The sequence below is a fragment of the Corynebacterium anserum genome (assembly GCF_014262665.1).
GTDB lineage: Bacteria > Actinomycetota > Actinomycetes > Mycobacteriales > Mycobacteriaceae > Corynebacterium > Corynebacterium anserum.
Window position 1 is genome coordinate 1,414,038 of sequence record NZ_CP046883.1, and the last position, 13,743, is coordinate 1,427,780.

Here is a 13,743-nt window from a genome sequence, read left to right on the forward strand (position 1 = left end):
ACACATGCGCATGTGCTCCACATCACAGAAATAACCGCAGGTGAGGCCATGTTTACATGTCTATTTAATTACCACCTTAAGGAGAGGGAAACTGTTTTTACCCTCTAATCAGATTCCGTCAACGCGTACTTTTCTAATCATGCTTCCCGCTTGTTCCAACATGAGAAAACGCGCGGCTCATTTCCCACTCACTTCGGCGATCACCGTCGCAGTTGCGTAAGCACCGTCGTGGCTCATTGACACATGCCACTGCACACAAGATGGCGCGCCGCGACGAGCCGTCACGAGGGAGGGAAACCGCTCACCCAGCACTTCGGCAATGCTCCGCTGCACGATGGAAGCTAGCGGCTCATGCAGGATCAATGACGGCCGTCCCCACTGGTCAGCAACAACCTCGATGTCCTGCCAGCGCAGTTTTTCAGCAGACACAGGGTTTTCACGACCGAACAGTGCTGCACTCCACGCCTTGATGAAGGACTCCTTGACCGACCATCGGGCCGCCAGGTGTTGCTCCACGCACCCGGACTGAGCAGCTTTACGCTGAGCGGCGCGGCGCTCAGCGCTAGTGAACACCTCACTAAATGCTGTTCCCGGCGTATGTAACTGCTCCGCAAAGCCAGCAATTTCTACGAGGTCAGTTCCCAAACCCACAATCATCAGTAGGTGCCATCCTTGTTGAGTCGAGCACCTGGATCGAGGAGCATCGCTGCTTCTTGATCCTTCACGGCTCCAGCCTGCTCATTAAAACGCCGCCCTTCGTGACGAGTAAACAACGCAGTACTGCTGAGCATGCCAGCTTCGCGGCGTCGGAGGCCATCACGCAGACGCCGAGTAGCGCGCTCACGCCAGCAAGCCGCATCCCGCTCCCCACACTCAGCCCGCAGAACCGCTTCGAAAGCAGCAGGGTGGACCAAGGCAACCACAGCAGAAACGTGTCCGAAGCCCAGGGAGGTCAACACGCCCGCCTTAATAGGCTGAGCCATCTGCAGCGGACTACGAGGCCAGACGAAGTGCTGAGCGCTGCGCATCGCCGGATCCAAACAATCCAGAGTGCGGTTACCTGGAATGCGTCCGGTACGGAACATGTCGGCAATACCCGCCACCTGGAAAACAGCAGCGCCGCCCTTAGCGTGACCGGTCAGAGTCTTCTGAGACACCACGAATAGCGGATTGCCCTGGCTGCGCCCCAATGCGGCTGACATACGAGTATGAAGATCTGCCTCATTGGGATCGTTGGCGTTCGTAGACGTGTCATGCTTAGAAACAACAGCAATGTCGTCGACCGTGACACCCAGCGCCTCCAAACTACGGTTCATTCGTGAGTCCTTGCCACCGCGAGCTGCCGCCAACGCACCGAGACCCGGAGCTGGAATGGAGGTATGCATGCCATCGGCATAGGACTGTGCAAAAGCAACCACTCCGTAGACGGGCAACCCCATTTCCGCCGCCACCGAACCACGAGCCAGCAAAACGGTGCCACCGCCCTGAGCTTCAACAAAGCCACCACGTCGGCGGTCGCCGGCACGGGAGTAGAAACGCTCGTTGATACCCTTAGCTGCCATCGCATTGGAATCGGTAGTGGCATTCATGTTGGCAAAACCGCTGATGGACTCCACGGAAATGTCGTCGACAGCACCGGCAACCACAAAGTCTGCTTTCCCGCAGTGGATTTTATCCATGCCTTCTTCAATGGACACCGCAGCGGTAGCACAGGCACCCACTGGGTGAATCATCGAACCATAGCCTCCGACGAATGCCTGCATGGTGTGAGCTGCCACCACATTCGGCAGTGTTTCCTGCAAGATGTCGGATGGGATCTCTTCGCCCATGAACCGATCGAGGAATAGCTTGCGCATGGATGTCATTCCTCCGAAGCCGGTGCCCTGCGTCATTGCAACATCTGTGGGATGCACGGCCTCAAGTAATTCAGCCGGGCTGAAGCCAGCTGACAGGAAGGCATCCACGGTGGTCACTAGGTTCCACACAGCCATGCGATCCATGGATTCCACCATGTCCTGCGGTATGCCCCAGCGTGCTGGATCAAAGTCGGTGGGGAATTGTCCGCCGACGATGCGCGCCAATGTTGCCCGGCGCGGTACACGTGCGCGAGCACCCGTCAAGCGGGTCACCTGCCATTCCCCTTCCACTTCGCTCGCGCGGGTAAATTGCGGATCCGCCTCAACATAGGCCTTCGCGTCTTCTTCAGAATCCACCGTGAATGTCACATCACGGTCGAGGAACATCTCCACGGATAATGGGCTATGTGGCTCGTCGCCGTCATTGTGTATCGCCGCATCCTCAACGAAAGTGCGCACTCCGGAGCGTGCAACTACCTCATCGCGGTAGCGATCGTAAATGTCAGCTTCCTCAACCATCTGATCGTTCTGGTCATACCAGCCTGCCTGCGGGGAGTCCTTCCAGGTCAGCAGACCTGTCATCCAGGCCAGCTCGAGGACACCGGCAGCAGTCAGTTCTGCTGATCCGTCGGGCTGAATACCGTACTCAGCTTCGCATCGGGTGCGTCCTGAGCCCCATGCACCCACTTCGCCGAGTCCCACAATAACAATGGTGTCATCGAGGTGAGCGCTGGTCTGATTCCACACACCGTCGGTATGCGGCTGGGTCGGCTGCTGTGGTGTCGGTAATGCATCGACGGTCGGGCTGGTTTCTTCAGCCTCCGACGCCACCTCGTCTCCACCGGAGTTAGCCTTGAGTTCTGCGATGTTGATCTCACCCAACCCGCCGGTCAAATCAGCTTTAACGGGAGCGCTCTTAGCATGTTCACGAACTTCCGCGGTGCACAGCTGGAGCAGTTCCTCAGCAATGTCGACGGGGGTGTATACGTGCACCCCGGCGGCGGTAGCAGCATCGACCAGAGGGTCATTACCTCCCATGAGACCAGTGCCAGCTACCCAGCCGATGCGAGGGTGAGCCAGTGTCATGTGCGCAGACCATGGCTCCACCTTCCACTTATTGACAATGGCGTCAAAGGCAGCTTTCGTTTCGCCATATGCCCCATCCCCACCGAACGTTCCTCGGTTCGGACTTCCTGGCAACACGACGTGCAGGCGATGATCCACGTTGGTGTCCGAGCTAATTTTTGCCAACGCAGTCATGGAACGCTCAACGCTCCACAACAACAACCGAGCTTGGTTTTCAGCGGCAGGTCCCGCCTCCTCAACAGATCCCATCACGGGCGGAGCGGCAAATGGGAAGAAAAGGTCTGGGGTAAGTGCTGGTTTGATGGTTTTCAGCTCACTGCCCACGGTTTCCGTCTGTTCGTGTGCAATCCATTCCACCAAGGAATCCACGTCCCGGTAACTGGACAAATTCGCTGGTACCAACCAGAGCGATGCACCGGCACGCGCATGGGTTCGGTAAAGATTTTTGACGAAGTTTAGACGTGAATCTGTGATGCGAGACGCAGTTGCCACGACAGTCGCACCACCAGCCAGCAGCTTGGCTACCACTGCACCGGCGATGGAATTCGGAGTCATACCGGTAACCACGGCCACCTGCCCGCTATATTCCCCATCTTCGGCGGATACAGCCGCGTCTGCCACTTCCTGAAGGAAGTCAGCGACTGTCTCCTCGCTGTGCTTCGCCCACCAGGTCGCCTGGTCAGCGACCGCCTGCCCGGTGCCTGCGAAGGAAGACACAGTGAGATCCTCGACTGATAGCTCTCCCAATGCCAAACGGGCAATATCTTCTCGAGCAGTTGCCCAACGGTCATCGACGAGCACTGCCCGTCGAGCATCAAAGACCGGGGCAACCAACTGCGGCCACTGGGAACCCAGCTCTTCTTCCACTGCCCGCACAATGTTGAAGACCTCCTCTTCCTCCGTGTGGTCGAAGTCTGCAGAGGTAGTGTCGGTGAGTCCTAAATCTGACAGAATCTGGCGCGCGGTGTTGGCAAGCACACCCTTGTCCCCAGTCACTGTCTCTGCGAAAGCGTCGAGTGCTGCGGAATCCACGACGGCGCCACCTGCTCCACCTGTGGACGATGGCTTAGCCACCGGGATACCATGAGCTGCCCCAACCTGGACAACCGCCTCATCGATCAGTTCTTTGACTGCCCCGATGTTGGAGGCTTCCTGAGGCATGGTGGCTAGGTCACCGCCGCGAGCGGATGCACCATCACGTGTTCCCAACAGCAGCATAGCGGTGGTGTGCGCTGCCCATCCCTCGCCCAGTCCCCATTCTCCAGTGACGTGGTCGAGGATCAAGGACTGTTTAGCTCCGGCTGCGCCGAATAGTTTACGGATACGGTCTTTCACAGCTTCACCCAACACCGGGCCGAACGCCTTGTAGTTGAACGCGGCCTTATCCACGGTGGCACTGAGCGTAGCTACGTCAGCTTCCGCCGCTCCTTCAACGCTGGATAGACCCAGCTCAGCGGACATGTCCATGAGGAGCTGGTTCAAGCGAGAAGATACGCCGTTAGTCAAAGTACCGGTCGTGTCAGCATCCCCAATCTGGTCAGGGCGAACTTTGTTGGAATAAGCCAACAAAGTCTTAATGGCATCTGACGCGGTATATGGCAGTTCAGGGGCATTTTCCACCGCCTCTGCACCTGGAATAGCCGAAGTAGCTGACGTTGAGGCTGTCGTAGTTGGGGACGCAGCAGAGTTTTCTGAAGATGCGGGAACAGAGGCAGCGGTGACGTCGGACGAAGAAAGGACGCTGGAAGAAGGCGCGGAGGTGGAGTTATCGGAGGAACCCGTCTCCTGCTCTTCTTCCTCTATCTCAATCGTCCTGACATCCTGCTGGTATACCAACTGCTCATCGCGCTGAACATTGCGGACCTGTACGCGCGCATCAGCAAACTGCGGCAGCGCCAACGTTTTCGCAGCCAAATTAGCCAAGGTCGGCGCAGCACCCAAGCCAATCTCTACATAAACTTCAATGTCCGCACCGCCTCGCTCGGAGGAATTAAAGAGCAACGCTTGGGTCTCGATCCACCGCACCGGAGAGGCGAATTGCCAACTCAACAACTCGATGAGCAGCATACGCGCTAAGCCCGATCGGTCCTTCAGACGCTCCTGCCAGTTGTCCAGCGCTTCTTCAACCTGGGTGGAAGGAACTACGTCAAGAATCGCTCGCGCAAACTCTTCAGTCAGCTCGAATGGGATAGCGACCAGGTTCGGAATGTAACGGCCTTCCAGTGCAGATGCATCAATCTCCTGCGGCACCAAGGCCGTGAGTCGCTCGCGGAATTCATCCACGCCATTGTGCAGAATTTGAGAGTGGAACGGCACGTCAATGCCGGGCACCAGCATGAACGCTCCCTTTCCTCCCGCTGCTTCAGCCCGGGCGTTGGCGTCTTGTTCCAGCGCCGTGATACCAGCGATCGTCCCGGCGACGGCGTACTGTTGGCCTGCCAGGTTGTAGTTCACAATCTCCAGGAACTCACCGGACTCGCGCGACACGTTGGCTACGTACTCGCGCACTTCGTCGTCTCCCCCAGAACCAACGCCAAATTGATTCGGGCGCAAAGCGCCCATGCGGTAGTTAGAACGCCCCTTCTCATCACGTTCAACCAAGTTGTGCATGGTGGATCCTCGGTGGAATACCAGCTCAACTACGGTTTCAAGGTCAAGGGCCTGGGCATAGGCAGACAATGCGTTGTATTCGCCTAAGGAGTGTCCTGCAAAGTAGGCATCATCTGCCACGCCCCCGGCCTCACGCAAACGAGCCGTCTGGGCAAACGCTAGTGTCGCTAAAGCGACCTGGGTGAACTGGGTGAGGTTTAGTACGCCCTCCGGGTGACGGTAAACGGTGCCTTGTGCTGTGAGCTCAGTTGGGTTGTCTCGAACAACAGCCAGGATTGAAAAGCCCAGTGCCTTCCGGGTGTGGGCGTCCGCCCTCTCCCACACGTCAGCTGCTGCGCGTGAGGCAGTGCGCTCATCAAGACCCATGCCCTTGGACTGGATGCCCTGGCCCGGATAAACATAGGCGGTACGCGGTATGTCTGTCGTCGCAGTAGCTTGAGAGACCAAATCACCCTCCACGGAGCATGTGACCTCCAAGACCAAACCGCCACCGACTAAGCGGCCTGTACGTTCGACCTTGATGTCCACTGCGGCGTCCAAAGCCACCAGGCCAAACATCCGATAAGTCCATCCCGTAATGCGGAATGGGCGCCCACCGTTCATTTCTGTGCCAGCGGTAGCCACAGCGTGTTGGGCAGTAGCGGATAGCCACATGCCGTGTACCAACGGAGCGTCTAATCCGGCGACAGTTGCCGCTGCACTGCTGGTGTGTATCGGGTTGAAATCGCCGGACACCCAAGCAAATGGGGTCATGTTGGATGGTGCTGTCACCGTTTCACGCAACAGGGTTGATCGCGGTGTGTCCTCTACATTCCGCCCAGTAGTCTCTGGCACGCCACCGGCGTACTTCGGATCTTCCGGCATAGCGCTACCAAAGGCGCGGCCCCGAATAGCGAAACGTTCATCAAACGTCCCATAAAGTTCATCACCTACATACAATTCCAGGGTGACGTGCACGATGCGACCCGACGATGACTCCTGCACAGATGCAGCCCAGCTGGTCACGTCCACCCTAACTCCCGGTTTCAGCTCGGTAACAGGGCGCCGGAAGTTGACTGTGTGGTCCAGGTGGACCGCGTTGAGCAGACCTTCAATCACTGGGTAACCGTCTACACGAGTGGAGCCAAGCGCCGCATAAATGGCAGGCCAGCACGGGCCGAGCAACGCATCAGGTACGATGCGGGCCGTCGGGGTACTCAATGCAGCACCAGTCACTGCGGTGTGATCTGGACCCAGATTCTCGGTGAGAATAAAGGAGAAGTGCGCTTCGCCATAGGGACTGCGCTGGGACTCCTCCATCGTAGGCATTGCGGTGATGTCTTCACCGGTCACCGATGTATTCCCGACGCCAGCTGTTCCCGCCAACAAGGCGAACATAGACTCTGGCAGACGATCTTCGTCGACGATAGGCAAACCACCATCGACGATGGAAGGTGGAAGCACGAGAGGGACAACAAGTTCGCGAACGGCGTGAACACTCGCATTCGTTTCATCCCAGTAGGTATCGAGCTTCACCGTGATGGTTGCTGTAACTGTCTCAACACCCACTGCAGAGGGATTGTCAATGTCCAACCGGAAGCGCTCATCATCCAGAATGTGCGCAGGATTATCCATGACATGCCCCGTCCAGGAGATAAACGGCGCAGCGGTCAGTAGTTCTTCCGCGCTCGTAGCGGAGGCGAGACGAGAGACCACAGCTGTCGGCGTAATCGCGGCATTGTCCTGCGCTACGCGTTCATACACTGCAGTCTCGAAGCGCCCTAAGATCTCTCCGATTGGCTCGTTTTTGGTCGTAACACCCCGCACCGATACCGGCCCTGGGATTACTCGCACAGCGGATGCAGCATAGCGATCGTCATGTGACTGCCACAGAGAATCCTGTCCCCAAGCACGAAGCAGGTCATCATCAATAACCGGAACAAAACCCATGGGCTTTGGATATTTACGGCACAGGGTGACAAACCACGCGGCATCGAGGTTGGTGAGGGTTATTTTCTCCGCTTGCGGATAGGCGGAGAGTAGGCGCGCCACGGCCTCCGGACCGTCCAACACGTTTTCTTCAGTGGGGAACATGGTCTCCACCACTCCATGATCCGCTGGTGCCAAGCGGGCCTCGACGCGCTGCACAAGTTCCCAAAAACGTTGCGACCAGGAGGGGTCTACCCAGGGATAAGACAGATCGACGAAACGTTGAACGACCTCGGCATAGGTCATCTCCACAAGATCGCCGAAATAAGGTTTGGCGGTCTTATTCATGGCGTCGATAATCTCTTCACGGCGTGCATTGATCCGCTTCATGTCGCCTTCAACCTCGCCGATGAGACGGGCACAATGCGCAGCGTCATTATCGATTTCGTACATGTCCGCACGCAGGTGAGACTGACCAGAGGTCATGCCACCAGAGGACTGCCCCCGGCCCACCCAACCATCATTTTCTTCATCGGGCACACCAGCTGTCTGCACCAACAGATCTTTGACTCCCTCGGAAGTCTTTGCTTCCTTAGCGGTCATCGCTGCGGTGCCAATCAGCACAGCATCCACCGGCATGGGTGCGACCCCAAACTCTCGCGACCACGATCCAGAAATGTAGTCAGCCGCGCGTGCAGGAGTGCCGACACCACCACCGACGCACAGGACGACGTTCGGGTGCCGACGGATGTCAGCGTACGTGGCCAACAACAGGTCAGATAGGTTTTCCCAGGAATGGTGACCGCCGGCGTGCCCGTCTTCTACGTGAAGAATCACGGTAGTGTCCACTGCCCGAGCAATCGCTAAACACTGCCGAATCTGGGCTACGGTACCTGGTTTAAAGGCGACATAGCGGAACCCCTGACTGTGCAGTTCCTGGATGAGCTCAGGAGCTTCGTCTACCTCGGGAATACCTGCAGAGACCACCACGCCGTCAATAGGTGCTCCCGACTCACGGGCTTTACTTACGATTCGTTGGGAACCAAATTGCAGATTCCACAAATAGCGATCCATGAACATAGCATTAAATTTGGCGGTACGCCCTGGATCCAATTGTTTCTTCAACCCTGCCAGGTTATCAGCGAAGACATCAGCTGTGACCTGGCCTCCACCGGCAAGCTCAGCCCAAAAACCAGCATTAGCTGCTGCCGCCACGATATCCGGATCTACTGTCGTCGGCGTCATACCAGCCAAAATGATCGGGGAATTGCCCGTTAATCGGGTGAAAGCGGTCTCCACGGCGAGTCCACGTTCCCCTGGAAGTTCCACCAACTTCGGAGCAAAACGCGACCAATCAGCGCTAGGTTCCGGCATCTTCCCGGAGGCAGAGAGACGGTCAATGTCGTCCAGAGTGGAGGCATTCACCACTCCGGCGCCCGTTCCTTCGATAATCTCCTCGGTGATTCGTCGAACCGCAGACCCCGGTCCGAGATCTATCAGCCACTGTGCGGCCTCTTTCCCCTCCCTCTCCGTAATGGCATCGACCACCTCACAAGGCCAATCGACGCGGTTGACCATCACCGCGGCCGCCAGATCTGCAGCTAATTGTTCATCAAGCTGGCATGCCTTAGCCCATTCCGCGACCTGATCAACAGCCTTATCCAACATGGTGTGGTGGAAAGGCGCCGCGACGTCAAGATGTTCACACACAATCTCCAGAGGTGCTCCGCCAGAGGTCTTCGCGGCACGAGCCTTCTCATCCGCCTCCATCTCCTCCTGCACAGCTCGTTCCACACGCTCCAAATCGGCGGGAGTACCAGAGACTACATGGCGAATACGTGTGTTGGTCAACGCCAATTGCGCACCAGAATCCGACTGCTCCAGTATCTGGCGTAAACCCGCCGACGTAACGCCAGAGAGGGCCAGCATAGGGGTTCGCGTGGAGTGAGAAAGCTCCGCTGCACGAGCAGCGCGTGAGGCGGCAGCGCCGATGAGACGTGCGATGGCGAATACTTCCGCTATTGTCCGTTCCGATGTGGCTGTGTCAGTTGTGGCGTCGATAAAGGCATCGACAATGCGCGCCCCCAGAACACCCTGGCTGTGCCCAAGCACCGCAACCGGACGATGAACCCGCACATCCAGACCCGCAGAAGCCATTGCGAGAACCTGCGCATACTGCGTGGCCGTGATGCCTGGTACCGATACAGCGGCATCAGTTGGATGGGGAGCCTCAGCCAAGTGCTCGGCACTCAAGCCACCTGCTCCTACGGCGGTGAGTTGGGCGATGACCGGAGCCAGCACCTTGTCGGAGGAAAGAATGAGCTCACGCAGTTTGTGAGCGAGGTGAGGATCCGTCAACTGCTCAGTGAGCAGCTCCTGCCACGGGCTGGACTGTCCCGCCAGAAGTAGTGCGAATGGCTCGTTGGTGACGCGAGTAAAGAAGCTCGTAGCCATAAAAGGGCATACCTTCCTGAATAATTGGTGCGCACATGCGCGAGAAAATGTGGGGTAAAACTGGGCCTACAGCGGCCCGTTGTTGTGGCGCTTCAAGCCGGAATGGGTGCGATCCTTGCTGCGCAGCACCTCGAGAGACTCAGCGATTGCCTGGCGGGTGTCCGAGGGTTCAATAATCCCGTCCAGTTCGCCGGAAGCCACGGAAAGATTGGGGTTGATGTTTTCTGCCGCATACGCGTCTGACAGTTCCTTGGCCTTAGCTGCCATCGCTGCCGGATCCGGACCTGCGGCCTTAATTTCACGGCGGTTCAGAATGCTCACTGCACCATCGGCGCCCATCACGGCAATCTCTGCATCCGGCCAGGCGTAAGCAAAATCGGCTCCAATCGATTTTGAACCCATCACGATGTATGCACCACCATATGCCTTGCGCAGCGTGATGGTGACGAGAGGAACGGTGGCGTTAGCGTAAGCAAAGATGAGCTTTGCGCCTCGTCGAATGATGCCTGCTTGCTCCTGATCCGTACCCGGGCGATAACCTGGTACATCCACAAGTGTGACCACGGGTAATCCGAAAGCGTCACAGCAGCGCACAAAACGCGCAGCCTTTTCGGAAGAATCCACGTCCAAGGTGCCGGCATTATGCATCGGCTGGTCAGCGACAATGCCAACGGACTCGCCGTTGATACAGGCAAACCCGACGACTATTGACGGGGCAAAATACTCCTGGACTTCGACAAACTCACCGTGATCAACGAGGGATTCTACGACCTCAACCATGTCATAGGGCTGTCGGGAATCATCGGGAACAAGTTCCTTCACTTTCGCAGCTGCTTGTTCATCGGAAGCAGCGGTGGAGTAGCTATACCGCGGCGGCAGCTCGTCACAGTGATTCGGCAGATATGTCAGCAGGCTCTGCACATAGTCCAAAGCATCTTCTTCGTCTTCACCCAAATAGTGAGCCACACCAGACTGCACGTTGTGCAGCTCAGCTCCACCGAGTTCGGCGGAAGTGACATCCTCACCGGTGACCGCGCGAACCACGTCCGGTCCGGTAACGAACATGTGGGAGTTCTCTCGGGTCATAATGACGAAGTCAGTTAGTGCTGGGGAATAAACAGCTCCACCAGCACACGGTCCCAAAATCACGGAGATTTGGGGAATCATGCCCGAGGCTTTGCAAGAGCGTTTGAAGATTCGCCCATATTCGGACAGCGCCTGCACGCCCTCTTGGATGCGAGCACCACCGGAATCCAGAATCGAAATAATCGGAATGCGCATGGCCATCGCTTTATCCATGAGAGCACAAATCTTGGTGCCCTCAACCTTTCCGAGTGTGCCACCTTTAATGGAAAAGTCCTGGGCGTAAACAGCAACCTTGCGGCCTGAAATCTCACCAAACCCGGTGATGACGGATGCCCCTAGAAAACCTTCCGAGGCATGGCCTCCAGCAAAACGCCCGACTTCAACGAAGGAATCCTCATCAAGCAGTAGCGCCAAACGCTCACGAGCGGTTTTCTTGCCCTTAGCGTGCTGAAAGTCCTGAGCTTTGTGCTCAGCTTTAAGCTCCAATGCGGCGTAGTCCACGCGATTGACGTTCTGGACAGAACGTTGCCCCGCCCCCATGGAGTCCGCCGACATGCCGGGTTGCACTGTAGGTGGGAGCTTCAGAGCAATAGACGAGTGATCATTGTTTCTACGGCCGAGTACTCGGCCGACCTGTGTACGAAGAGATTGAATACCCATGAGTTCCTAGACTTCCTCTCCAGGGTTTGCGGATTCCTTTACAGCCACACGCAGCAGTGGGGTGCCTGCCGGGACGTTCTGGGAGACATCCACCAGAATTTCCTCGACCACTCCAGAGACTGTGGAGTGGATGTATTTCTCCATCTTCATGGCCTCAAGGACGATCAACACGTCCCCCTCATTGACCTCTTGACCAGGCTGAACGGGCAAGCGCACCACAATGGCCTGCATTGGGGAAGCCAAAACACCATCAGCTCCAACAGCACCGTCTCCCGTAGGTGCAGGCGCTGCCTCCATCCTCCGCGACGAGCCACGGCGCGGTTGTGCTGGACGCTGCTCCGAGACTCCCCCAGCATGTCCACCGAACCCAGCGAAAATGTCGGAGGGAAGGGTAAGGGCGTGGCGTCGCCCATCTATCTCGATAACAACATCCTTGCGGGAAGGCACGGCTGAACTCACCTCCTCGGCTTTGCCCGTAGCAAAAGCGGCGGGGATATCAGCCGACGGTAGAAAGACCTCCTCCATCCACTTTGTGCCCACCGCAAAATTCTCTGCAGTGGTGGCCGCAAAGTCACGATGAGCCAAAATCTGCTCGATCAATGGCTGTGGCGTCGCCACCCCCTCGATACGTAGCTCGCGAAGAGCGCGCAGACAGCGAGACAGCGCGGTGGGGCGATCGGGTCCTGTGATAATTAGCTTGGCAATCATCGAATCGAAGTCTGGCGTGACCACGTCCCCTTGACGCACACCGGTCTCTACGCGCACCCCATGACCGGTTGGCCATGCCAGCTCAGTGATAGTTCCCGCTGTCGGTGTGAGATCAGCCCCTGGATCTTCACTGGTGATACGTAACTCAACGGAATGTCCACGACCGTCAGGCACAGCGCACAAAGCCTCACCATTGGCAATGCGGATCTGTTGCGTCACCATGTCAAGGCCAGTGATCTCCTCAGAAACGGTGTGCTCCACTTGCAAGCGGGGATTGACTTCAAGGAAATACACATCTTCGCCCTTGACCAGGAATTCGCAAGTACCGAGTCCCTGATATCCAGTGTGACGGAAAAGGTTTTCAGACCACTGGCTAAGCTTGGAGAGTGCGCCTGGGGAAAGAAATGGTGCGGGTGCTTCCTCAATCAACTTTTGGTTGCGGCGCTGAACGGAACAATCGCGCGTACTCACCACAGCGAAGTTGCCGTGGACATCTGCCATGCACTGCGTTTCTACGTGACGGCCGTTTTCCACAAATTTTTCTAGGAAGTATGAGCTCAGATCACCGCCAGTTCCATTGGCATCCGCGTGGCGCGCCCCGAATTCCTCCACATCTTTGTCCGTACGCATGATCTCGATGCCGCGGCCGCCGCCTCCGTCCGAACGCTTAGCAACAATCGGTAAACCATGCGTGGCCACGAAGTCACGCACAGTGTCCATGGAGTCAACCGGATCATTGGTACCAGGAACGGGTTGGACAGCGGCGGCGTTGGCAGTGCGCCGTGCTGAAATCTTGTCACCAAGTTGTTCAATAGTGTGAGCAGATGGGCCAATCCATACCAGCCCAGCATCTACGACGGCGGCCGCTACCTCGGCAACCTCAGACAAGAATCCATATCCCGGGTGGATCGCATCTGCATCAGCTTCCTTCGCGACCTGCAGAATCTTCTGCAAGTTCAGATAGGTCTCTTGAGCGGTACCCGCCCCGAGGGAATAGGCTTCATCAGCCAATTCGACCGCCGGAGAATTGATGTCCGCTTCTGCATAGACGGCTATGGCTTTCAGCCCCAGGTCATGAACTGTGCGAATAATGCGCGCGGCAATTTCGCCACGGTTGGCCACCAGGATCCTTGTGATCATCTACTGCCCTTTTTCTGTCGTTGGTGTGATGTGCGCGTAAAAGAAATCCCTGTTTTATGTAGGAGCAGCTGTGTTGTGGGAGCCGGCTCCTACACGGGCACACACCGTGCTCGCAGGGAATTGACCAAACTCTATGAACCCTTTTCGGCTTAACCCCAGTGCTGAAACACCCTTTTTAGCGGTGCTCGCCCCCGACCTCGTTTCTGTAGCATGCCAGCTGATCAGTACCTTTATG

The 13,743-nt window shown here is 57.1% G+C and carries 4 protein-coding genes; all 4 read right to left on the minus strand.

Features of this window, described 5'->3' with window-relative positions:
• Nucleotides 1–177 precede the first annotated feature (177 nt).
• Nucleotides 178–657 (minus strand): holo-ACP synthase AcpS, encoded by a 480-nt coding sequence (gene acpS / locus GP473_RS05935; RefSeq protein WP_246394707.1) that lies wholly within the window; start codon nucleotides 655–657, stop codon nucleotides 178–180.
• Nucleotides 657–9,914, minus strand: coding sequence for a type I polyketide synthase (locus GP473_RS05940; protein ID WP_186276693.1), 9,258 nt, complete (start codon nucleotides 9,912–9,914; stop codon nucleotides 657–659). The genes acpS and GP473_RS05940 overlap by 1 nt, the downstream gene beginning before the upstream one ends.
• Before the next feature lie 66 nt (nucleotides 9,915–9,980).
• Complete coding sequence (locus GP473_RS05945; protein WP_425488599.1) at nucleotides 9,981–11,555, minus strand: acyl-CoA carboxylase subunit beta; 1,575 nt, start codon at nucleotides 11,553–11,555, stop codon at nucleotides 9,981–9,983.
• Nucleotides 11,556–11,666: 111 nt separating this feature from the next.
• Nucleotides 11,667–13,508: an ATP-binding protein gene (locus GP473_RS05950; protein ID WP_186276694.1), complete on the minus strand. Its 1,842-nt coding sequence runs from the start codon at nucleotides 13,506–13,508 to the stop codon at nucleotides 11,667–11,669.
• Nucleotides 13,509–13,743 lie beyond the last annotated feature (235 nt).

What these genes read in the sequence shown, in the direction of transcription:
- acpS (WP_246394707.1), bottom strand. Translation starts at nt 657, where the DNA reads ATGATTGTGGGTTTGGGAACTGACCTCGTAGAAATTGCTGGCTTTGCG.
- GP473_RS05940 (WP_186276693.1), bottom strand. Translation starts at nt 9,914, where the DNA reads ATGGCTACGAGCTTCTTTACTCGCGTCACCAACGAGCCATTCGCACTA.
- GP473_RS05945 (WP_425488599.1), bottom strand. Translation starts at nt 11,555, where the DNA reads ATGTCGGCGGACTCCATGGGGGCGGGGCAACGTTCTGTCCAGAACGTC.
- GP473_RS05950 (WP_186276694.1), bottom strand. Translation starts at nt 13,508, where the DNA reads ATGATCACAAGGATCCTGGTGGCCAACCGTGGCGAAATTGCCGCGCGC.